The sequence below is a fragment of the Endozoicomonas sp. Z74 genome, assembly GCF_057680865.1.
In genome coordinates, this window is record NZ_JBLYZI010000099.1 from 1 (window position 1) to 22,070 (window position 22,070).

Annotated in this window: 16 protein-coding genes; 6 read left to right on the top strand and 10 right to left on the bottom strand. The window is 50.7% G+C overall.

All coding sequences use genetic code 11. The features are described 5' to 3' along the window. The first annotated feature begins 177 nt into the window (after positions 1-177). The gene (locus ACNRUY_RS21195) at positions 178-708 is read left to right on the top strand and encodes a hypothetical protein (protein ID WP_488113661.1); all 531 of its coding nucleotides are present in this window, start codon (positions 178-180) and stop codon (positions 706-708) included. A gap of 219 nt (positions 709-927) precedes the next feature. Here ACNRUY_RS21195 and ACNRUY_RS21200 read toward each other — a convergent pair whose 3' ends face one another. Together ACNRUY_RS21200 and ACNRUY_RS21205 are read right to left on the bottom strand one after the other, a co-directional pair. Then, on the bottom strand, positions 928-1,368 hold the full coding sequence (locus ACNRUY_RS21200) for a deoxycytidylate deaminase (RefSeq protein WP_488113662.1): 441 nt from the start codon (positions 1,366-1,368) through the stop codon (positions 928-930). Between the two features lie 77 nt (positions 1,369-1,445). After that, positions 1,446-2,672, bottom strand: a complete 1,227-nt coding sequence (locus ACNRUY_RS21205) for a multidrug effflux MFS transporter (protein WP_488113663.1) — start codon at positions 2,670-2,672, stop codon at positions 1,446-1,448. Between the two features lie 202 nt (positions 2,673-2,874). Between ACNRUY_RS21205 and ACNRUY_RS21210 the strand changes: the two genes are divergently transcribed. After that, on the top strand, positions 2,875-3,924 hold the full coding sequence (locus ACNRUY_RS21210; protein ID WP_488113664.1) for an ion channel: 1,050 nt from the start codon (positions 2,875-2,877) through the stop codon (positions 3,922-3,924). A 246-nt stretch (positions 3,925-4,170) separates the two neighbouring features. Beyond that, complete coding sequence (locus ACNRUY_RS21215; RefSeq protein ID WP_488113665.1) at positions 4,171-5,601, top strand: hypothetical protein; 1,431 nt, start codon at positions 4,171-4,173, stop codon at positions 5,599-5,601. A 2-nt stretch (positions 5,602-5,603) separates the two neighbouring features. On the opposite strand, the gene ACNRUY_RS21220 is transcribed toward ACNRUY_RS21215, so the two are convergent. The 6 genes from ACNRUY_RS21220 to ACNRUY_RS21245 all read right to left on the bottom strand — a co-directional run bounded on the left by ACNRUY_RS21220 (position 5,604) and on the right by ACNRUY_RS21245 (position 15,098). Next, a complete protein-coding gene (locus tag ACNRUY_RS21220) occupies positions 5,604-6,347 on the bottom strand; it encodes a hypothetical protein (protein ID WP_488113666.1) in 744 nt (247 codons plus the stop codon). Positions 6,348-6,480: 133 nt separating this feature from the next. Then, positions 6,481-9,579, bottom strand: coding sequence for an efflux RND transporter permease subunit (locus ACNRUY_RS21225; RefSeq protein WP_488113667.1), 3,099 nt, complete (start codon positions 9,577-9,579; stop codon positions 6,481-6,483). Continuing rightward, the gene (locus ACNRUY_RS21230) at positions 9,576-10,742 is read right to left on the bottom strand and encodes an efflux RND transporter periplasmic adaptor subunit (protein ID WP_488113668.1); all 1,167 of its coding nucleotides are present in this window, start codon (positions 10,740-10,742) and stop codon (positions 9,576-9,578) included. Before ACNRUY_RS21230 ends, ACNRUY_RS21225 begins: the two co-directional genes overlap by 4 nt. A 256-nt stretch (positions 10,743-10,998) precedes the next feature. Continuing rightward, positions 10,999-13,695, bottom strand: coding sequence for a protein kinase domain-containing protein (locus tag ACNRUY_RS21235; protein ID WP_488113669.1), 2,697 nt, complete (start codon positions 13,693-13,695; stop codon positions 10,999-11,001). A gap of 84 nt (positions 13,696-13,779) precedes the next feature. Then, positions 13,780-14,544 (bottom strand): class II glutamine amidotransferase, encoded by a 765-nt coding sequence (locus ACNRUY_RS21240; protein ID WP_488113670.1) that lies wholly within the window; start codon positions 14,542-14,544, stop codon positions 13,780-13,782. A 128-nt stretch (positions 14,545-14,672) separates the two neighbouring features. After that, on the bottom strand, positions 14,673-15,098 hold the full coding sequence (locus ACNRUY_RS21245) for a hypothetical protein (protein ID WP_488113671.1): 426 nt from the start codon (positions 15,096-15,098) through the stop codon (positions 14,673-14,675). Positions 15,099-15,224: 126 nt separating this feature from the next. On the opposite strand from ACNRUY_RS21245, the gene ACNRUY_RS21250 reads away from it, so the two are divergent. Together ACNRUY_RS21250 and htpG are read left to right on the top strand one after the other, a co-directional pair. Next, complete coding sequence (locus ACNRUY_RS21250; protein WP_488113672.1) at positions 15,225-15,953, top strand: DUF599 domain-containing protein; 729 nt, start codon at positions 15,225-15,227, stop codon at positions 15,951-15,953. A gap of 154 nt (positions 15,954-16,107) precedes the next feature. Next, entirely contained in the window at positions 16,108-18,024 is a 1,917-nt protein-coding gene (gene htpG, locus ACNRUY_RS21255) for a molecular chaperone HtpG (protein ID WP_488113673.1), read from the top strand. Positions 18,025-18,131: 107 nt separating this feature from the next. Here htpG and ACNRUY_RS21260 read toward each other — a convergent pair whose 3' ends face one another. Both ACNRUY_RS21260 and ACNRUY_RS21265 read right to left on the bottom strand, forming a co-directional pair. Continuing rightward, positions 18,132-19,538: an L-serine ammonia-lyase gene (locus tag ACNRUY_RS21260; RefSeq protein WP_488113674.1), complete on the bottom strand. Its 1,407-nt coding sequence runs from the start codon at positions 19,536-19,538 to the stop codon at positions 18,132-18,134. A 247-nt stretch (positions 19,539-19,785) separates the two neighbouring features. Continuing rightward, on the bottom strand, positions 19,786-21,057 hold the full coding sequence (locus ACNRUY_RS21265) for an SLC5/6 family protein (protein ID WP_488113675.1): 1,272 nt from the start codon (positions 21,055-21,057) through the stop codon (positions 19,786-19,788). A 295-nt stretch (positions 21,058-21,352) separates the two neighbouring features. Here ACNRUY_RS21265 and ACNRUY_RS21270 point away from each other — a divergent pair, with 295 nt between their 5' ends. Beyond that, the gene (locus ACNRUY_RS21270) at positions 21,353-21,952 is read left to right on the top strand and encodes a sulfatase-like hydrolase/transferase (protein WP_488113676.1); all 600 of its coding nucleotides are present in this window, start codon (positions 21,353-21,355) and stop codon (positions 21,950-21,952) included. Positions 21,953-22,070 lie beyond the last annotated feature (118 nt).

A 22,070-nucleotide genomic window follows, 5' to 3' on the forward strand; every position in this document is an offset into this window, starting at 1 on the left:
AACAAAATACCTGTCTCGTTACCTCGGGTGGAAAAGGTTTCTTAAAACTCAACTCTTCTCAGAGGAGGCTTTTTTAGATCAAGTTTCTATACATTGGGTAGAGCAACACTTAATTTGAACAGCGCCGATCTGGACAATTTATATCGACATTTGTCTCACAGAACAGGAGGTGAGCCAATGTTGAATGAAATAGGTTTGTCAATAGGTGAGGCACCAACTTACAATGGACTGATTAGATTGATAATCAGAATGATTCAATTTTTAGAACACAAGAGTTCTGATCGAACTTCTGGGGGAATAGGGGGGCAACGTAATATTGTGATAGATCAGCTATTCACCATTTTTGAAGCGTTCTTTGAAGGGGTATCTGAAGAAATAAGAAAAAAAGTAATGGTTCAAATACGCGCTTTTATACCACCGGTGATGAATTGTGTATTTTTACCAGTATTTCCTGGTGGCGGGCGTGATTTTTTATGTGTTATGGGACTTCCGGAATCTTTTTGGGAAAGCGAGGATTCCACTACTGAAAGCCAAAGTGATGGTGAAATTGAAAATGAACCTCCTGCAATCCAGGAGCATGAAAATGGAGATTCTGAACTACTGGGCGAGGCTACTGGTGGAGAGCCGGTTGATGACTCTCAAACTCACAGCTTAAGACCCCCTTTGAAGGAGTTGTCGGATTTTAATAATATGGAGAAAAAAAGATAGTATGAGTTGAGGGCGAGAGAGTTAGAAAGCACTGCAACTGATATATCAATGCTTACAGAGCTGTTTAAAAATGAACGGCCCTGTAAGTGTAGGATGTAAAGCTTGGTAAACGGGTGACTGTGCCCCCATTGACCTGTTTGACTTAAATGACAATGGGGAATGGCGTGATGGAAAAGCCGGCAAGTAACGCGGGGTTGGTTTTAAGTTCTTGTATTGATTTTACATGTCTGCCCTGTCTTTTATGGAAACCTGCTCAATGGCCACGCCGTTCTCCCGACAGAACTGGGAAAGCTCGTCCTGAGGGTTTCGGTCATACTGGATATCGTAAACAATGCGCCGTATGCCTGCCGCCAGCAGGTTTTTGGTGCACTGGTCACAGGGACTGTGGGTGACATAAGCCGTAGCCCCTTCAATGGGGGTTCCCAGCCGGGCAGCCCAGATCACCGCATTCAGTTCCGCATGGATTTCGTGGCGAAGTGACCAGGGATGATGCTCTTCGTATTCCGCCTCATTGCAGTTGATGTACCCGGATGGGGTCCCATTGACGCCGGTTGACAGAACCCGTCCGTCCTTGACCAGCAGGCAACCCACCTGTAAACGAACGCACTTGGACAGTTTCGACAGCGAGTGCGCCATCTCCATGTAAACGGTATCACTCATTGGGTTCAATGACCTGGACAGTGTTAAGGGTGGTAAAAAAAGCAACTAAGAAAGCTGCTTCTTCTACTCTACCAGATTCACGCCGCCTGGGGAGAGGGGGAGGTGGATTTATCAGAGCGCATCAGGCAAAGGGCAGAAAGACCCACTGCCACCAGAGTGATCGCAGAGAGGGACAGAGTCCCTGCTGCCGGCAGGAAAGAGACCAGGGCACTGATGCCGGTAGCCAGTAGCATTTCGATAAAAAAGATCAGGCCGGCTGCCGTTCCCATATTCTTGTTCATATGTTCAGTGGCTCTTGCCTGGCAGAGGGGCATGAACAGACCAAGACCCAATTCATAAAGGGCAATACCGGCCACGTAACCGGCGATGGACTGGCCATGACTGAGCAGTCCTGACACCAGGGAAACCATGGCTCCGGCCAGCAGCAGGCTGCCTGCCAGCAGAGTGCTCTGGCTTCGGCTCATTTTCTCTGTGACTTTGGGGCCCATAGAGGCACTGAGCAGATAACTGGCGATGGCAATGGCAAACAGGTAGCCGTACATTTTGGGGGTAACACCCAGCTGGCCGATGATTACAAAGGCCCCACCGGCTACAAAGACAAAAGCACCTGCAAAGGCAGAACCTGCTGCAACGGTGAAGCGAAGGTAGCGGGTGTCCTTCAGCACCGCTTTATAAGCGTAAAACACATTGGAAGTTTTGGGTTCAGTCTTGGCTAAATGGGAGTGGACGGGCTGGTACTTCTCCGGAATGACCAACAGGCCCAACATAGCCAGAACCGCCATCAGGCCCATAGCCAGGAAGCTGAACTGCCATCCGGCGTATTCCTGGATATACCCACCGGCAATGGGAGCGGCCATGGGGGCAATGGTCAGGCAGCCTCCAATATAGGCCAGCATTTTCACTTCCATCTGATCCTGATAGTAATCCCGGGCCAACATTCGTGCGACGGCGGTCCCGAAACAGCCAAACAGAGCCTGGGCAAATCGGGCGGCAATAAAGGTATAAATACTGTCCGTGTAAAGGGTCAGCAGGGTCGCCAACAGATAAAGGCTGTATCCGGCCAGGAGGGTTTTCTTCCGGCCAAAGCGATCGGCCAGGGGGCCCACCATCAGCATGGACAGGGAAAAGCCCAGCATAAACAGGCCGACACTCCACTGGGCCGTGGCGGCACTGGTGCCAAAATAGTCGGTGATAGCCGGCAGAGAGGGTGTAAAGATATCGATGGACACAGGCCCGACCACGGCAAACAGGGTCAGAATCATCAGGGTGATGGCCGGGTGTTTTTCTGGAGACAGGTGTCGCATGCTTCGTGGCTTTATAAACTGATTGGAATGGGGCGCAGAGGATGAGGGATGCCGGGAATATGAACAATCCGTGTTTATGCCCATTTATTCTGCATACAACGAGAAGCCTTGTTGGAGGCTTGAGTTGCTGAGTTAAGTAGCCCTGACTTATGGTACCCTCTGTGCAGAAGAGTGGCGGATAAGAGTGAAGGGAGGGAATGCCTTGAATTACTTCAGGCTGTCATTGCGTTTTTTTCAACAACAGTTTCTGAAGCTGAGCTGGGTGGCGTTGCTGGTGGTGTTGCTGACCCACTTTCTGTTGTCATGGTCTCTGATGTGGCTGGCTGGAGAAGAGGGGCTGTATAAGCCAGGTGTCTGGTTTTACTTTTATATCACTACGTCAACCACCGTGGGCTATGGTGATCTCAGCCCTTCGGGGGAGTGGGGACGCCTGGTGGCGGCTCTGGTCATTATGCCTGGTGGGGTGGTTCTGTTTGCGGCGCTGCTGGGTAAATTGTCGTCTTTTTTTATTACCGTGTGGAGAAAAGGAATGCAGGGCAGGGGCAGTTTTTCGGAGCTGGACAACCATATCGTGATTTTTGGCTGGCATCGCCGACACACGGCGAAAATGGTGGAGTTGATTTTTGGTGATACCCGGCGGGACAATCGAAAAGTGCTGCTGTGTACCACGGAAGAGATGGAAAACCCGTTTCCTAACAAGGTTCTGTTTGTCCGTGGGGAAAGCCTCAATGATGAAACCATTATGGAGCGGGCCGGAGTTGAGCGGGCGGCAAGGGTGATCGTTTTCCGGGACTCTGATGACCAGACACTGGCCACTTGTCTGACCATTGCGGCGACCCGTACCCGGGCCCACATCGTCGCCTGGTTTGAAAATGAGCATATGGTCCGGTTGCTGCACTCTCACTGCCCCCAGATTGAATGCCACAGCAATATTTCCATGGAGCTGTTAGTGCGTTCCGCCCAGGATCCAGGGTCTTCACGACTGCAGAGTCAGCTGCTATCGACCCTGGTTGGACCCACCCAGTACAGCGTCCGGGTGCCTGCTGACTTTGCTGGTACTACCTTTGGAGATCTGTTGCACTTTTTCAAGACCCGCTACGAGGCCATTGCTCTTGGGGTGGCCGATTCCGCCACCGGAAATGACCTGAAACTGAATCCGGCCAGCAGCGAGCCTGTTAAAGGAGGACAGGTGATTTACTATATGGCTGCCGAGAGGATTTATGCGGGTGAAATTGCCTGGGGCGAGCTTTGATGCTCGCATTTTTAATGCTTAACAATCAAATTAATATACTTTGGTCTAAACATATTGAATAAATGAGATTCTCCATGCCTCGATATCATTGAATAGGGCGATTGTTACATTTTTTCTACAGGTCATTAAGTTAGATTTTCTGACAATGTAGTCAGTAATTATGCTGGAGATTCTTAATAAGGGAACGTTATGATGGTGTTTACAGTATTTTAATAAAATCTTTGTCTGTTGGCTCGGGGGTGGGGTATGGATTCTTTGCAGTTATTGAAGGGGGCTTTTTCTGCTGTTGTAACTGAACCTTTATCTGGAAACAGTGACGGTGTTGGTTTTTTTAGTGACTTGGCTTTCCGGGTGAGTAAAGCCGTGGGAGTTATAATTCCAGGCCTTAACAGTGTGGGTATTAAAAATCAGAAATCAGTTCTTACCAGAAAAACAGAAGTTAAGCCGAGTGGTGATGGAGGACAGGCTTACAGAGGGTTTCTAAATGATTTTTGCAATCTGCAATTTTATTGCGATGATGAGCGCAGGCTTCCAAAGAAGGGGGTGTCTGACGAATCAAGCCGCTCTTTTACATTGAGTCAATATAAATTTTCACAGTTTGATAAAGAGATGACCCGGTTGATTAATGTTGTTTTAGGTGGGAAGTATAGGAATTTAGAAGAGTATGGGAAAAAGGCTTCTGAAGATTATATGACACCATCGGTGTATGGGGTCATGGTCGCTGTCTATAAATATACACAAGCCTATAAAGGTAAAACTACTGAACAAATCCTTAAAGAAGTTTTTCCGCATGCAATAAGAATTTACAACAAGGCTGGGGTGGATGAAATCATTACTCAAGCAAAAGTAGTTCAGGATAAATTAAAAGGTCAGGAGTTTTTTGTTGATGAACTCTGTGATTATTTATTAGAGTATATTTCTATGTCGGCCAGGTACTATGGACGCTTGCAAATCAGGCATGCTTCAGAGGATTCCAGTTTGCCAGTTCTCTCAAGAGGAGCTCGAAGTCTATTTGCAGAGAATGAGTCTGTCAGGACTGAGGTCAAAGAAAAGTTAAAAGCATTGAAGGAGGACGTAGACCGTTTTCCAGAAGGCAGTGATCACAAGGTTATGGCAATTTGCAACTATGTTCTTGAAAGAGTTAACTCTGAGATAGTATTCAGCGAATCTCGATGCAGAGAGTTGGGCTTTTCCAGAAGTCACCCTGATGTGCGTGCTGTTTTTGAAGCGGAAGATGTTCATGCCGCCACTAATAAATTATATGATGAAAACCAGGCTCCTGGGAACTGCAGTGGGCAATTTGGGAATTGTGACCACTTTGCGCACAGGGCAGTGAGGGTTTTGTCCGATATTGCTTATTCTGAAGGGGAGTATGGTTTATTTCAGGTATTTGATCCCGTGAAAATGGCTGGCCATAACTGCTGTTACCTTAAGGCCAATAATAAAATTATGATTGTTGATCCATGGCAAAATATTCATTTTAACATTAAGCATTATAAACATTTTCTGGAACGGTATATGCAAGACCCGTTTGTGTTTAAACTTGTGCCTGTGGGGGGGCTGAAAAAAGGTCTCTTGTTTTCGGTTGAAACAGGACAGAAAGTTCTTCCTGATCAATTTGAGGCTGCAGTTGATCAACTTCCAAAAGCGATTAATTCACAGTCTCGGAAAGAGTGACTTCAGGAGAAGTAACTGTCATAAATGGAGGTGTTCGGTGGCCACATATCCTGGATAGGTGGGCTGTATTGGGAGCCAATGAGTGGGCATCCAATGGTCATTGCCCATGGATCAACAACTTTTGTTTTCCTCCCCCAGGTTTCTGGCTTGCTTAACTGACTGTCTATCTGTCTGCCAGCAATTACCATGCAGTGTGTTGAATCCGATTTTAGGCCTTTTCCAAGTCGGGCTACCACTTCAATGCGCGGGTTTATTCTATATGGGTCCGCTTGCCCTCCTGTCAGTTCGTAGGCAGCGGCTATTGCTAATGTACTGCAGCAACCAGCTCTGGCTTTATGCACATTTTCAGCTGTGGCTTTCAGCGTATTCATACCAATGGGTTTACCGTTCTTCATCAAAATCTCAATGGCATTGGCGCTTCGCTGTGCAGCAATATCGGCTCTCTGACGGTCGATATCCTGACTGAAAGTGTCCAATCGACGGAAAACCGATATAAACTCACTGTCTTTTCGGTCTAAAAAAGTTTCTGCATCAGTACAGGCATATTTGCCAAACTGCTCAAGGGTAACCGCTCTTTCCCTTAGTAGTTTGCTAATTCTATCCGGTTGCTGGTCACTTATATAGGCCAGGATAGGGACAGTGAAATGAAAGATGGTTCTCTGGATCCAGATTACAGGAGAGCAAGCCTGTACATAGAATTGAGAAAAATCCGGCTTTACGTCAATGAAGCTCATTTCCCAGAGCATGTGATTTTCCTTTATTTGGAGATAACCAGAATACTGGACCTTTTATTTTGGCAGAAGTTCAATGGAGTGTATGACTGAAAATCTTGCGAAAGCCTTTCCCTGGCCTTCGCTTGTTCTTTGATGGGTGACCCGACTACCCCGGCTGCTGATTAACCAGGTGCTGCTCAAGCTCCCTGCTGACATGATCCGGAGAGGTAGTGCGTCGTGCGATCAGCGCATACATGGAAGGCACAACAACAATGGTCAGCAAACTGGAAACCAGCACCCCGAAGAACACCACCACGCCAATACTGAAACGTGATTCTGAACCAGCGCCAGTGGATACCAGCAACGGAATGGAACCGGCAATGGTGGTGAAAGCGGTCATCAGAATGGGCCTCAACCGCTGCCGTGCGGCTTGCACCACCGCCTGTTCAAAGGGCAGACCCCGATCCCTGAGCTGGTTAGCGAACTCCACAATCAAAATGCCGTTTTTGGTGGCCAGGCCAATGAGCATGATCAGTGCCAGCTGACTGTAAATGTTCAGGGTCTCGCCGCTGAGCAGCAGCCCCGCAAGGGCTCCGGCAATGCCAAGAGGAACGGTCAGCATCACCACAAACGGGTGGACAAAGCTTTCAAACTGGGCAGCCAGAACCAGAAACACAATGATCATGGCCAGGCCGAAGACCAGCATGATCGAGCTCTGGTTGGTGCGGTAATCCAGGGAGTCCCCCTTGTAGTTCACCACAGCTTCCGCAGGCAGGTTTTCTGCCACCAGATTGTCCAGGTAAAGCAGAGCTTCGCCAATGGAGTAATCGCCCACCAGACTGGCAGAAAGGGTAATGGCCCGGTTCCGGTTATAGTGCTTCAGCTGGGCAGCCTTCCCCACTTCCTGGACACTCACCAGGTTATCCAGGCGAATCAGGGCGCCTGTTGTACGGGAGCGAACATAGAGGGTCGCCAGGTCTTCAGTGGTGCGGAAGGCTTTTTCCGGCGCCTTCAGGTAGACGTCATACTCTTCACCCCGCTCCATAAATGTGGTGGCAGTAGTGCCTCCCAGCATGATCTCCAGGGTTGAGCCAATTTCCTCGGCGGATACGCCCAACTGTTGAGCACGCTCTTTGTTGATGGTGATTTCCAGCTGGGGCTGGTTCTGGTTGAAGTCCAGGTCAATGTCTGTGAGGCCAGGGTTGGTTCGGGCTTTCTCTGCCAGCAGGTCCGTCCATTCCACCAGCTGGTCGAAGGTGCCACCGCCCACTACAAACTGAATAGGGGCCTGGGAGCGCCCACCTATAGAGGATCGCATGACGGGGAATGCTGAAACATTGGGGATATCTGATGTCAGTTGTCGTATTTTGGCGGCCAGCTCAAAGGCCGTCATCTCCCGATCTTCCCAGTTCTCCATTCCCACAATCAACATACCGGAATTATTACCCATGCTGCCCCAGCCCGGTGTCTGCAGAGACATGAAGCGGACGACTCCCTGGCCCAGCTCCGGCATCAGCCGGGACTCAATGTCCTCCATGCTCACCTTCATGCTGTCAAAACTGGCGCCCTCCGGACCTTTGACGATCACAAAAATCACCCCCCGGTCTTCCGGAGGCGTGAATGTTTGTGGAATCATGGGGTACAGCACTGCCGTTGTGGCCAGGGAACCTGCCAGGAAAAACAGGCCCAGCCATTTCCGGCGCAGAAAGATCTTCAACAGACGCTCATAGTGACTTTCCAGTCGGTCGAGGCAGTGACTGGTCAACCGGTTGATGCGGGTAGGTTTGACATTCAGCTTCAACAGCTTAGATCCCAGCATTGGCGACAGAGTCAGGGCCACCAGGCTGGAAAAGGTCACGGCACCCGCCAGGGTCAGGGCATACTCTGAGAAGAGGCGGCCAATGGTGCCTTCCATAAAGACGATGGGCACAAAGGTCATGACCAGCACCAGGGTGGTGGCAACGACCGCAAAGCCCACCTCCCGGGCACCTTTCCAGGCAGCCACCAGTGGCGGCTCCCCCTGTTCCAGGTGTCGGTGAATATTCTCCAGCACCACAATAGCGTCGTCCACCACCAGGCCGATGGCCAGAATCAATGCCAGCAGGGTCAGCAAGTTAATGGTGTAGCCCAGGGCATAGATGATGATAAAGGCGCTGATCAGGGAGACCGGGACGGTCACTGCGGGAATCAGGGTGGCCCGGGCGCTTCCCAGAAAGATGTACAGCACCAGGATGACCAGGCCCATGGTGACAAAAAGGGTACCAAACACTTCACGGATCGCGCCTTCGATAAACACCGAGGCATCGTAGGTGCTGTCCAGCGTCGTGCCTTCCGGCAGAAAAGGGGTAAAGGCTTCGATCTCGGCCTTGATATTTCTGACCACATCCAGCGGATTGGCCTGGGACAGTGGCACGATGCCCAGGGTGACGACGTTGCGACCATTGGCCTTGGCCATGCTTTCCACGTCTTTGGCATCGGCCCGGATATCGGCAATATCCCTCAGGTACACCGTTGAGGAGCCATCTTGGCGAATGACCAGGGAACGGAAGTCCTCAACCGAGTTGTAATCCCGCATCACGCGAACCTGGAGGGTCCGTTGGGAACCTGTCATTTCTCCCGCCGGAAGTTCGACGTTATCCCGTTTCAGGGCGTCCTTGACGTCATTTGCGGTGAGCTTTCGGGCGGCCAGGGCCACCGGGTCCAGCTCAATGCGCATGACGTACTCCCGGGCACCATAGATGTCCGCAGAGCTGACCCCATCCACCAGACTGAGTTTGTCCTGAAGAGTGCGCTTGGCGTAATCGGTCAGCTCAACCGGGGACATCCGGTCACTTTGAAGGGTGACCATAAGGATGGACTCGCCGCTGCCGCTGTTCTTCCAGACAATCGGTGACTCCGCTTCATCGGGCAGTCGCCAGGTGACCCTGGACATGGATTCACGCACATCATTGGCAGCACTTTCCATATCCCGGTCCGGGGTGAATTCAATATTGATCCGGGAGGAGCCGTGGCTGCTGGAACTCTCAATGGCCTTGATGCCCTCAATGCCCCCCAGCTGGTCTTCAATCACATTGGTGATTTTTGATTCAATCACTTCTGCGGAAGCGCCACTGTAAGAGGTGTATACACTGACTTTGGGAGGCGTGGTGTCCGGAAGTTCCCGGATTGAGAGCATCAGAAAAGCGACGATCCCGAAGGTGATCAGCAGCAGGCTGACCACGGTGGCAAACACCGGGCGCTTGACGGACAGGTCAGAGAGAATCATGTGCGGTCTCCCTGGCCTGTCTCTTCGTCAGCGCTGGCCGGTCCCGGCTTTGTTTCCGCCAGTTGGCCATTGGTGATGCTGACCTGGCGCCCATCGGTTACTTTGATCACACCTTCGTCAATCACCGTTTCACCGGGCACCAAACCCTCCAGCACCACCATTTTGTCATCCAGGGTCAGCCCGGTGTCGATGGCTCTTTTCCGGGCTGTGCCCTGTTCATCAATCACGTAGACGAAACGGTCATTACCGCTGAACAGAACACTGCGGGAGGGCACCACCAGGGCTTCATTCTGTGGTCGCTGAACATCAATCCTCATGAGCATGCCAGGACGAAGCCGGTGGCCCGGGTTGTCCAGTACAGCCCGGACTTTAAACGTCAGGTTTACTGTGTCTATGCGAGGGTTGATGGTATCGACCACGCCGGAAAATACCTGGTCCGGCCAGGCATCGGTGGTGGCGGTGATCCGGGTACCCGGCGCAATCAGGCTCAAGGTGTTTTCCGGCAACTCAAAGGTCAGCTTCATGCGGCTCAGGTCGTCCAGGGTCGTGATCTCGGTACCTGCATTGATCAGCATGCCCTGACTGACGTCGTTAAAACCCAGTACTCCGTCAAAGGGGGCGGTGAGCGTGTAGTAATCCAGGATCGCTTCCTCAGCCGCCAGGGACGCCCTGAGCATTTCCACCTGAGCCTGCTGAGCCTCCAGCTCATCCCTTGAAATGGCCTGGCGCTTGAACAACGTGTTCATATAGGCAAACTGTCGCTCTTTATCCGCCAGAGAAATGCGGGCGCTGTTGACCTTGGCTTTCTGCTCACGGTTGTCCAGTAACACAAGCTGGCTGCCCCGGGTGACCTGGGCCCCGTCTGTCAGCTTCAACTGGGCAATACGGCCATTGATCTGTGGGGTGATGGTTACGTGCTGGTTGGATGAGAGCGTGCCAAGGGCATTCAGTTTTTGTTCAAAAGCCATCACTACGGCAGTGGTGGCAGTGACCCTGGGAAGCGGTTTCTGCCCTGAGGCCCAGGTTGCCTGAGGCAACAGGCAGAAGGCAGCAAGTACTGCAGCCAGAAGGGTAGCCCGGGGAGAAAGGGGCCTGTTCTGATGTGTGATTTGACTCATGGGAAGATGACGGGTCAGAGACTTTTTGTTGATTAATGGCTTCATGCGGGTTTGTTACGCTGCCATCCATCCGGTGACAGCGGGCTTCCATGTTCTCAAGGGGCGGACCATTATGATCACCGATTTAGCCGGAGTGTTCGCTACGAACTTTCCGCACCTTGTAAGAGAGGGTTGCCAGTTTTTACAGGCGCTATTAAACCCCGAACTTGGGCGGGAAGTATCCCGGGGAGGGGAAAAATTGTCGCAAAATGTATCAATTACATCCTTGGTGAAGGCTATTCACAGGTAGCTGGCAACAAGTCTAAAAAGCCTTCTCTCTTTGATTGCTTTGGCATGATTGCTGCATAGGGGTAGGGTGGCAATCCCCAATCGTTGGTGTTGCATAATAATAATGGCCGCCGCCTCCACGTTCACCATTATGAATAATCGTTATTGTTTCATGATGCGGTGCCAGCGAGATCAGGTTGGCCTGCTGTAGGTAAAAACTGAGAACGGGGATGGTCTGTGCCAGGTAATGGCTGTCGAATTGCTGAGCAATCATTCCCTGTTGTTCTGAGTGGGCGGGCAGCATCTGCCGAATGTTAATGCCCAGCATTTGCTGAATCAAGGGAATGAACTCCGGTTCAAGCCAGCCATCCCTGTCCCTGTTTTTCATCCTTGCCTGGTGTGCGGACATGGAAATTTCATGGTTGTTGATCCGCAGGCGAAGTCCTTCCGCGTTGATACCGGTCAGTGTCTCTAGCTCCTGATACAGCAACGCCTGCAATTGAAAGGCATCCTGAATATTCAGGTCAGGGTTTCTTGTTATGTCGTCAATAAATGTCAGGATTTTACTCAGCAACTGCTCAAGGCGACTTCTGATCTCAGCGGCTGTGACTTGTTGCCTGCCTAACTGTGAAAATGCCTGTGCAATGGCATTGGGTAGACAGTCACCATCGGCTTCAACATAATGAATCGTCATGTCACGGCCGATTCTTGTCTGAAGAGCGTCAATCTGGTTACTGTAATATGCTTGTTTTTGTTGATTGCGTTTAAATTTTACTGATTCACTTTCATCTAGAAATTCTTTAAAAAATGGGTTTTTCTCCATTAAGGAGGTCAGAGTATCAAAGCTGATTTTTTGAGGTGGGTGTTGCAGAAGTTCCACAATGAAATCAAACAGGTCCTCAGGTACCTTCTGTGAGAGAGTTTTGTCTTTATGGTTAATCCATATTTTCAAGTTTTCTTTTATGTCTTTATTGGATGTTTTTTTTGTGATTCCCATATTTTTGAACATGGTTGATAGCCATTGTGCTTTTTGATTTGCGGTCTTTGCTTTTTTTAATAGCCTGTCAAATACACCTTTTTGAAGATAGATCCAAAGTAGAGAGTTAGCCAGCTCTTCATAATCCGCTTTTAATGGAGAGTAGCCTTTTGAAAGTGCGATTGCTTCAGCTGTGGTCGCCCCCATGTACACCACTGTTCCAACCCGGCTTTCAACCATTTGCTCTGGGGATTCGATTTCCCTTATAGTGCCAAGATCGGCCAGAAATATATGATCACCTTCGACCAGTATATTCAGTGGTTTGATGTCCCTATGGGTAACACCTCCCAGGTGAAGTCTGGCGATCACATCGACCAGTTGAAAAGCATAGTATTGAAGCTGCTCTGGACTGAGCCCAGGCTGGGTCTGAATTAGACGATGCAGATCGCCACCGGGTTTGTAATCCATGACCTGGTAAATGGTTTTGCCATCACACCAGTGCTCCCATAACTGGATGACTCTTTTTGAATTTAGCTTATTCTGTTGAAGCAGGGTGATCAGTCGTCCCAGCGATATCGTTTGCTGCCCACCCAGAATTGTGATTTGTTTGAGTGCAAACTGTCTCTGTTTTTCATCAGTAACCAGCCAGACCATCCCTTCTGCGCCACGGCCCAGTTCTTTTTCTTTTTTGAATTTATGTCCTGTCTGAGCATTCACAAAATCCCAGGTGTTCAGGTTGAGAAGGGATAAGGCCAGTGTTTCATCGGATTCTTCATCAGTGATCATTGGCTGTTCCAGATCCAGGAAGCGCCCGAGTTGACCTGCCTGTTGTTCTACGGGCAAAGTAAGAATGTCAAGAAGATGATTCCGCCTCAAAACAGGCATGTCAACCAATATATCTCTTATGCATGACCAGCTTGCGAGTTGCTGCTTATTTATTTTTCCTAGGATTGATTGTTTTTCCAGCTCTTGATCAAAGGTGGATTCCGGATTGTCCGCTGTAGCGATCCGAAATAGAGTGGAGCTGTTTATGTTAAGTAGTTGAAGAAGAAGGTCGATTGCAGCATTGGCCATTCCCTGATCAAAGCAAAAAAAATGAAAAAGCTCATGATTAACGCCTAATATCGTACTGAATTGGCCAGAGAGGTAAGATAGCATCAACAGAGGACCAGTGGAAATCTCCCCCCTATAATCAACGCGGTGACTGTGCTCCACAGGTGACTTGGCGCTTTCATGTGTTTTTCTTAGTACTGTTTTTTTCGTTGTTTGTTCAGGTTGGTATAGGGCCGCACTTTTGGCATTGAAACTCAGGATTTTAAAATTATGCCTTCCTGGCATTAGGGGTGTATTTATGTCATTGATTTCAAGTTGATCGTTAACATCCTGATTGTTTCTGGATAAGCGTTGATTAAATGAAAGGCACACAGGGGTGGACAAAGATGTGTACAGTGTAAATTGATAATTTCCACCCGCTGTTTCCATAGTGTTGGAGTAGTGGTATGCAGGATTGGATGAAGGCAATAGCTGTTGATGGTGAGAAATATAGAAAGGAAGGTTGAAGATGAAATTCAAACTAAATGAGCCGGTGCTATTATTTTCATCTGGAAATACGCAGATAACCCAGTCTGGGTCAGGGTTATTGGGATCACCCAGAAAGCCAGAAGAATGAGAAAGTTGTGGAAGGATTAAAGTCAGAGAAATCGCTAGGACTTTAATCCATGGTTTTCCGTTAATGATAAAGCTGGTTTTTATCATATGAGGTCGCATTTCACATTTATGGGCTACAGAGTCTAGCCCATAATAGAAGTGCATTGAGTTCTGTGTGTGCTTTATTTCATTTCAGCACTGTTCCCCCTCACGAAAAACCACCATTTCTCCTGAGTTCATAATGTTCCAGGATTCATTAGTGGTCAGTGGCTCGGTAGCGATCACAGTGACCACATCCTTATCGGTGGTTTCTTTCTCAAAGTCCACGGTCATTTCCGCATCTTTCAGACTGGCCAGGTCAAAAGGGGCGCGGCGGGTGATCCAGCTGAGCTTGGTGCTGCAGAAGCAGAACAGGTGCCGGGAGTCAGTCAGGAGCATATTGAACACTCCCAGTGTTTGCAGTTGTTGACAGAGTTTCAGGATATAGCGCTGGACGGTTTGTTGTCGCTTGGGGGGCCGGGGGAAGCGCTCCCGCAGCTGGTCCATAATCCAGCAGAAGGCATGCTCGCTGTCAGTGGTGCCTACCGGCAAGTAATGGCTCAGAGGGTAGTTTTTGATGCCTTTCAGCTGGCCATTATGGGCGAAAGTCCAGTATTTCCCCCAGAGTTCACGGGTAAAGGGGTGAGTATTTTCCAGGGCTACCCGCCCTGCATTGGCCTGGCGGATATGGCTGATAACAATATGGCTTTTTATAGGGTAGCGACGAACCAGCTGGGCAATTTCGGAATGGCAGCTGGGGTTGGGGTCCCGGAACTCTCTCAGTCCTTTGCCTTCATAAAAGGCAATGCCCCAGCCATCCCGGTGGGGGCCGGTGTTGCCGCCCCTCTGCATCAGACCGGTAAAACTGAAGACAATGTCCGTTGGGGTGTTGGCACTCATCCCGAGAAGTTCACACATGGGTTTTACACTGCTCTCTGAATCGTCTGGCGGCTGTATAATGGGTAGCGTTCAATATCCTTTGAAGATCTGTGAGGTTTACCGTCCATGGGCTCCCTTCATTTTTTTGTGATCGACCCGTGCTCCGGTCAATAAACCGGCTCTTTGCGGGGGCTATTGCCAGAGGTTGATTGGCGCCTGGGCGTTGCCGGTTGTTTTTCCCGGGAGCTGCGTTGATCATCGTTGTCAGGAGAAGGTTGGCTTCTTCTTACTGGCAGGAATAGAGCCACCAGTGCGGCAACCGGCGTGACCAGGGCCACGGCCTGGCCACATCTCCACATGGCCTCCACCCCGTGGGTCAAGCCATCAAACAGGCTGATCAGGAAAGCGGGTCCGAGATAATCGGCGTCCGGTTTCACCAGGCCCGGCAGGTACAGCAGCATGGCAATGGTCACCATAATCAACCGTCTCAGCCGTGTGGGCCAGCGTCGGATCATAAACCATAAGCTGATCAGGCAACCTGTGGCTCCTGCCAGGTAAGCCGCCCAGGCCCATAAATACTGTGTCTCTGTCATGCAAACTCCAGACTGGCCATTACGGCTCTCGTTCAGGTGCATTTTGCATCAATTAGTTGAGTTGAAAAAGGGGGGAGTGAAGGTCATTTTTCAACAGTTCTCATGTACTAGAGTTGGATTAGGTACATGACAACAGCAAAGACGACTCCAATGATGAATTTCTCAGCGGGAAGCTACCTTGATGGATTGGCCTTATTAACGCTACTGGTCTGCTGGATAGGATACACCGTGTATGCGAGGAGACGGGCGAAGGGGATCCTCTGCCTGTCCAGTGTTCTGGCACGGTACCGACAGGACTGGATGTTCCGTCTGCTCGGGCGAGACAACAGAATTGCCGATGCCAGCCTGTTGAGCAGCCTGCGGGCCAGTGTCAGCTTTTTTGCATCCACTTCCATTCTGGTCATTGCGGGGCTGATTACTGGTATAGCCGCTTCAGAAGAAGCGGTGGGGGTTCTGTCCACCATTCCGTTTGTCAGCACCACCACCCGGGAGTTATGGGAGTTGAAAATGCTGGTGATGCTGGTGATCTTTGTTTATTCCTTTTTTGAATTCACCTGGAGCCTGCGGCTGTATAATTTCGCCTGTGTGATCATGGGCAGTGCCCCCCTGAATCATGAAGTAGCTGGAAAAGATGCTGAGCAGGAGAAGTACGCCCGGACAGCCGGTTATATTATGACGCTGGCGGCCACCCACTTTAATTTTGGTCTGCGTTCGTACTATTTTGCCCTGGCGACACTGAGCTGGTTTATTGAACCATGGCTGCTGATGGTTTCTGCGGTGATGGTGGTGTGTATCCTTTACAGCCGGGAATTTCACTCCAGGGTGCTTCGGGTGCTGGCGGAGTACAGTGAATGAAAGGCTCATAAGCCCTTTCACTACCTTGACGGCTTCCTTTTTACTTTTTCTCTGAAAGAGTTTTCTTCGGGCCGGGGTTGAAATCCCCGGGCCTGCCCCTATCTATGCCTCATCACCTTATTCAATGACTGATTGAAGCGAGATTGAGGGTCCAATGACAGTTGAAGCGAAAAAAGAAACTCTGGGTTTTCAGACTGAGGTGAAGCAGCTGCTGCACCTGATGATCCACTCCCTGTACTCCAATCGTGAAATCTTTCTGCGGGAGCTGATCTCCAACGCCTCGGATGCCGCGGACAAGCTGCGCTTTGAGGCGCTGCACAAAGAAGGTCTGCTGGACAGCGACCCGAACCTTGAAATCCGGGTGGATTTTGACAAAGAAGCGAAGACCGTGACCATTTCTGACAATGGTATCGGGATGAACCGTGAGGACGTGGTAGCCCACCTGGGGACCATCGCCAAATCCGGCACCGCTGACTTCCTCAAGAATCTGACCGGTGACCAGCAGAAGGACTCCCAGCTGATCGGGCAGTTTGGTGTCGGTTTCTATTCCGCCTTTATTGTGGCGGACAAGGTTACCGTTGAAACCCGCAAGGCTGATGCAGAAGAGGGCGTGCGCTGGGTGTCAGACGGTTCCGGCGAGTTTACTGTGGAAACCATCGGGATGGACAAGCGTGGCACCGCAATCACCCTGCACCTGAAGGCGGATGCTGAAGAGTTTGCCGATGGCTGGCGCCTGCGCAACATTATCCGCAAGTATTCTGATCATATTTCCATGCCGATCCTGATGCTCAAGGAAGCCATGCCCGCAATGGATGAAGAGGGCAAGGAGCAAGAGGAGGAGAAGGCTCCGGAGTGGGAGACCGTCAACACCGCCAAGGCCTTATGGACCCGCTCACGCAGTGACATCACAGAGGAAGAGTACAAGGAGTTTTACAAGCACATCAGCCACGATTTTGCGGATCCCCTGAAGTGGAGCCATAACCGGGTAGAAGGCAAGCTGGAATACAACAGCCTGCTGTTTATTCCCGCCAAGGCCCCCTTTGACCTGTATAACCGGGATATGCAGAAAGGGCTGAAGCTTTACGTTCAGCGGGTGTACATCATGGATCAGGCGGACGAGTTCCTGCCCATGTACCTGCGCTTTATTAAAGGGGTGGTGGACTCTAACGATCTGTCCCTGAACGTTTCCCGTGAGATTCTCCAGAAAGATCCGGCGGTAGACAGCATGAAAACCGCGCTCACCAAGCGGGTGCTGGACATGCTGGAGAAAATGGCCAAGAAAGAGGAAGCCCAGTACTCTGAATTCTGGAAAGAGTTTGGCCAGGTTCTGAAGGAAGGCCCCGCTGAAGATTTCTCCAACCGTGAGAAAATTGCCAAACTGCTCCGCTTCGCTACCACTGAGAGCAAAGGTGCTGGCCAGGATCAGTCCCTGGAAGGCTACGTCTCCCGGATGAAGGAAGGCCAGGACAAGATTTACTACATCACGGCAGAAACCCCGAAAGCTGCAGCCAACAGTCCTCACCTGGAAGTGTTCCGCAAGAAAGGGCTGGAAGTGTTGCTGTTGTCAGACCGGGTGGATGAGTGGCTGATGTCCCATCTGAATGAGTTTGATGGTAAGTCCTTCGCGGACATTGGTCGTGGCGACCTGGATCTGGGCTCTCTGGACTCTGAAGAAGAGAAGAAGGCCCAGGAAGACGCCGCCAAAGAGAGCGAAGATCTGGTCAAGCGCATCAAGGATTCACTGGGGGACGATGTGGAGGAAGTCCGGGTGACTCATCGCCTGACCGACTCCCCGGCCTGCCTGGTGGTGGGAGAGCAGGATATGGGTCTGCAGATGCGCCGGATTATGGAAGCGGCCGGTCAGTCCATGCCGGAGTCCAAGCCGATTTTTGAAATTAACCCCGAGCATCCGCTGATCACCCGCCTGGATCAGGAAGCGGACGAGGACCGTTTTGCGGATCTGACCCGGGTGGTGTTTGATCAGGCCAATCTGGCCGCAGGTGGTCAGCTGGATGACCCGGCCACTTATGTTCAGCGGTTGAACAAGCTGCTGCTGGAGATGGCTGGGTAATACTTGTTCGGCCACTGTTGCAGTCTTGTAGTTGCAGCAGATAATATAAAAACGCCGAAGAGATCTCCGGCGTTTTTTTTGTGGGTCAACAAAGCTAAGGTAAGGAATTAGCAGGCGGGTGTATGGACCTGTTCTCTGGCATAGATGGCCAGGCCGCCCTGGGAGGTTTCCCGGTATTTGGCCTGCAGGTCGAGACCGGTCTGATACATGGTTTCAATGCAACTGTCCAGTGAAACGGCGTGATTACCGTCTCCCCGCATGGCCAGTCTTGAGGCGGTGATGGCTTTGATAGCAGCCATGCCGTTGCGCTCAATACATGGAATCTGTACCAGTCCGGCAATGGGATCACAGGTCATGCCCAGATGATGTTCCATGCCGATTTCAGCGGCATTTTCCACCTGTTCAATGGTGCCGCCCTGAACCGCTACCAGTGCAGCGGCTGCCATGGAGCAGGCAGAGCCCACTTCTGCCTGGCAACCGGCTTCCGCGCCGGAAATGGAGGCGTTCATTTTAATCAGGGCGCCAATGGCGGCGGCGGTGGCGATAAAGTCGCGGATGCCCTGCTGATTGTTGCGGGAGATAAACCGGGTGTAGTAGGCCAGTGTCGCAGGAATAACCCCGGCGGCGCCATTGGTGGGTGCGGTCACAACCCGGCCACCACAGGCATTTTCTTCATTCACCGCCATGGCAAACAGGGTCACCCAGTCCATGATGGCGAAGTGGTCCATCAGCATGGCTTCCGGGCTGGCGGTCAGGTGGCGGTGCATATCCGCAGCCCGGCGTTTCAATCCGCTCACCGGCAAGGTGCCTTCCATTCGCAGGCCTCGGTCAATGCAGCAACGCATCACGTCCCAGATCTCATCAATTTTGCGGTTGACCTGTTCTAGGCTGCCTTGGTGGCGTGCCTTTTCATTTTCTATGGTCAGCTGGGCAATGGTCAGCCCATTTTCCTTGCACTGGGTCAGCAGCTCTGCGGCATTGGTGTATGGATAGGGAATGGCTTCCGTTGTTTCCTTGCTGCCCTCTGCCTGGTTCTGGTTAAATTCATCGGCACAGACCACAAAGCCGCCGCCGATGGACAGGTAGGATTTGTAGTAAACGACAATGCCATTAGTGTCAGCGGCAAAAATCCGCATGCCGTTGGGGTGTTCAGGCAGGGTTTCGCCGTTATGGAAAATCAGCTGGGAGTCATAGTCAAAGTCGATGGTGTGTTTTCCGGCCAGCTGCAGTCGCTTGTTTTCTTTAATGTCTTCAAAGATGCGATCGGCTTCGTCGGGGTCGATGGTGTCCGGGCGGTAGCCAGCCAGACCCAGCAGAGTTGCTTTATCGGTGCCGTGGCCAACACCGGTCAGGGCCAGTGAGCCATAAAGTCCGACACGGACTGAAGCAATGCTGGAAAGGATGCCCTTTTGTTCAAGTTCACCAAGGAATCGCTGGCCTGCCCACATGGGGCCTACGGTGTGGGAGCTGGAAGGGCCGATGCCCGTTTTGAAGATATCAAAAATGCTTAGCATATTGTCACTACTTCCCGATACCTGCTGAGCCCAAAGAGAGAGATGGGTCAATAAGGATGAATGAGCGTTGAATCTGTTCAGGGATAATGTCCTCTTTTTCAGAGCCTTTCTGATAAGGAGAAAAGGGAACATTATTCGTGACTAAATTGCGCTGTATTCTGCCAGTTCTGCGGGTTGGTATGTATTACGGGAGTGGCATGACCACTCCCGGTTTTCCGAAGCTGAAAACGTATATGTCGCTTTGTGATCAGATCAGTTGCGAGGTGATAAAGCCGGTAATGGCGATGATGCCCATGACCAGGGTGAACAGGTTGGCTTTGGACTCGTACTTGCGCATGGCAGGTACTTTCTTGACGGCAATGACCGGGAGGATAAACAGAATCATGGCCAGGATGGGCGCCACCAGGGACTCGATCAGCCCCATTACGCTGACATTGGCGTAGGCAACGGCCCAGACGCTCAGGGTAATAAAGACAATGATGCCTTTATCCAGGGCCTTCAGGTTAACCGCTTTGCCTTTGGCTTTGGCGCGATTGACGATCATGCCCTGAAGACCTTCGCGGGTGCCCATGTAGTGGCCGAAGAAGGAAGAGCTGATGGCGACGATAGCAACGATCTGGGCCAGCCAGGCAAACAGGTGGTTGTCTGTGCGCTCGGCAAACACCGACAGGATGGGCAGGTTGGCGGCTTTGGCTTGCAGCAGCTCAGCAGGAGACAGGGTCAGTACGCAGCTGTAGACAAAGAACATGGTGAAGCCTACCAGCATCATGGTCGTGCGCATCAGGGTTCTGCTGGTACGTTCCTCAGCGTTATTGCCGTGCTCTTTCCGGTAGGAAGAGGAAAAGGATGACACTGCCGGTGAGTGGTTAAAGGCAAACACCAGCACAGGGATCGTCAGGAAAACGGTTTTGATAAAGTCAGCCGCTGATACGCTGGCTTCAAACTGGGCCGTACTCCACTGGGGAATCAGATAAAGAGAGGTACCGAACAGTACCAGGATCAGAGGGTAGACAATGGTATTGGTGACTTTCAGAACGGTTTTCTGGCCCGCTACCATTACGGCCACCAGTCCGGCAACCAGAACAAAACTGAGCAGGGCTCGGTTGGGTTCTTCCATGCCCAGCTGGTTGACCAGCAGTGAGCTGACGGTGTTGGTGATGCCAATGCCGTAAATCAGCAGAATCGGATAGATTGAAGCAAAGTAACCAAAGGTGATCAGGGCACCGGCTTTCTGGCCAAAGTGCTCGGTGACGGTTTCAGTAATATCCCCATTGGGATTTTTTGAAGACAGGCACAGGCGGTTCAGGCCACGGTGAGCCAGAAAGGTCATGGGGCCAATCAGGACGGTCATCAGAATCAGTGGCCAGATGCCACCGAGTCCAGCATTAATTGGAAGAAATAATACACCGGCACCAATGGCGGTGCCGAACAGGGCCAGCATCCACTCTGTGTCGCGTTTATCCCATTTACGGGAGATGGCATTTTCCAGGGGAATGGATTGTGCAATGGTTTGATTCATGGGGGGAAGAATCCGGTCAGTAATTAGCCAGTGGTAGCGAACTGTACAGATTTTGCTCTGGTGGTTTTTTGATCCAGGTCATTATTCATTATTGAAGGTGTTGGCGTAACGCTTGCCTCTTTAGAGTTGAGCTTTATGTTGACGACCTTCTCATTGCTTGAGGAGCCGTCCAGTTTTTCCTTTTTTTGATCTCGAGTTGACTTAAAACATGAGTAGATGTTGAAAAGGATGATATTATTTGTCGAATCGTTTCTACTGAAAATAAGTTCTGCGAATATTTTCGCTAAGGGTTTTAATGAAAGTAAAAAAAATAGCCTCTGCTTTGTGTCTTCTGGCTGCTATGTCTGCTTCTTCTGTACCTGTTTCAGCAATGGATACACCCAAGGCTGCAGAGGAGAAAACCAATTTTATTATCATTTTGACCGATGATATGGGTTACGATGACGTTAGCTTTATGGGGGCGGAGGATATCTACACCCCTCACATTGATGTCTTAGCCTCTGGAGGGACACACTTTACCCAGGGTTATGTCAGTTCATCCGTATGCGGGCCATCTCGTGCCGGACTGATCAGTGGCCGTTACCAAGATCGCCTGGGAATTTGGGGTAATTTTGGGCGTGGTGCGGTCAAGGGTTTTCCAACCAATCAGCCTATGCTTCAGGATGCGATGAAAGCCGACGGCTATCGTACAGGTGCTATTGGTAAATGGCACTTTGGATCTGGAGAAAAATTCAGGCCATGGAATAGAAACTTTGATTACTTTTATGGTTTTCTTGCGGGAGGTCATAACTATTATAAGGCGGCAAAAGATTACAGTGCTCGTAAAACCAGTGAGCTGCCCATTCATCGTAATGAGGCTATTGTCGATTATCAGGAAGGCAATTATCTGCATTAGTTCAGATCTGATCTGACAATTCCCTCTTCAAAAAAGGGAAGGGTTACCGATTTAGATAGAGGGTGAAATCACTGAAATCTAAATCGTAAAAAGGTAACCCTTATGATTCATACTAATC

Excerpts from the sequence above, each read along its gene's own strand:
- ACNRUY_RS21205 (WP_488113663.1), bottom strand. The coding sequence starts at position 2,672 with ATGCGACACCTGTCTCCAGAAAAACACCCGGCCATCACCCTGATGATT.
- ACNRUY_RS21270 (WP_488113676.1), top strand. The coding sequence starts at position 21,353 with ATGAAAGTAAAAAAAATAGCCTCTGCTTTGTGTCTTCTGGCTGCTATG.
- ACNRUY_RS21245 (WP_488113671.1), bottom strand. The coding sequence starts at position 15,098 with ATGACAGAGACACAGTATTTATGGGCCTGGGCGGCTTACCTGGCAGGA.
- ACNRUY_RS21260 (WP_488113674.1), bottom strand. The coding sequence starts at position 19,538 with ATGCTAAGCATTTTTGATATCTTCAAAACGGGCATCGGCCCTTCCAGC.
- ACNRUY_RS21265 (WP_488113675.1), bottom strand. The coding sequence starts at position 21,057 with ATGAATCAAACCATTGCACAATCCATTCCCCTGGAAAATGCCATCTCC.
- ACNRUY_RS21215 (WP_488113665.1), top strand. The coding sequence starts at position 4,171 with ATGGATTCTTTGCAGTTATTGAAGGGGGCTTTTTCTGCTGTTGTAACT.
- htpG (WP_488113673.1), top strand. The coding sequence starts at position 16,108 with ATGACAGTTGAAGCGAAAAAAGAAACTCTGGGTTTTCAGACTGAGGTG.
- ACNRUY_RS21230 (WP_488113668.1), bottom strand. The coding sequence starts at position 10,742 with ATGAAGCCATTAATCAACAAAAAGTCTCTGACCCGTCATCTTCCCATG.
- ACNRUY_RS21225 (WP_488113667.1), bottom strand. The coding sequence starts at position 9,579 with ATGATTCTCTCTGACCTGTCCGTCAAGCGCCCGGTGTTTGCCACCGTG.
- ACNRUY_RS21220 (WP_488113666.1), bottom strand. The coding sequence starts at position 6,347 with ATGCTCTGGGAAATGAGCTTCATTGACGTAAAGCCGGATTTTTCTCAA.
- ACNRUY_RS21195 (WP_488113661.1), top strand. The coding sequence starts at position 178 with ATGTTGAATGAAATAGGTTTGTCAATAGGTGAGGCACCAACTTACAAT.
- ACNRUY_RS21235 (WP_488113669.1), bottom strand. The coding sequence starts at position 13,695 with ATGATAAAAACCAGCTTTATCATTAACGGAAAACCATGGATTAAAGTC.
- ACNRUY_RS21250 (WP_488113672.1), top strand. The coding sequence starts at position 15,225 with ATGACAACAGCAAAGACGACTCCAATGATGAATTTCTCAGCGGGAAGC.
- ACNRUY_RS21240 (WP_488113670.1), bottom strand. The coding sequence starts at position 14,544 with ATGTGTGAACTTCTCGGGATGAGTGCCAACACCCCAACGGACATTGTC.
- ACNRUY_RS21200 (WP_488113662.1), bottom strand. The coding sequence starts at position 1,368 with ATGAGTGATACCGTTTACATGGAGATGGCGCACTCGCTGTCGAAACTG.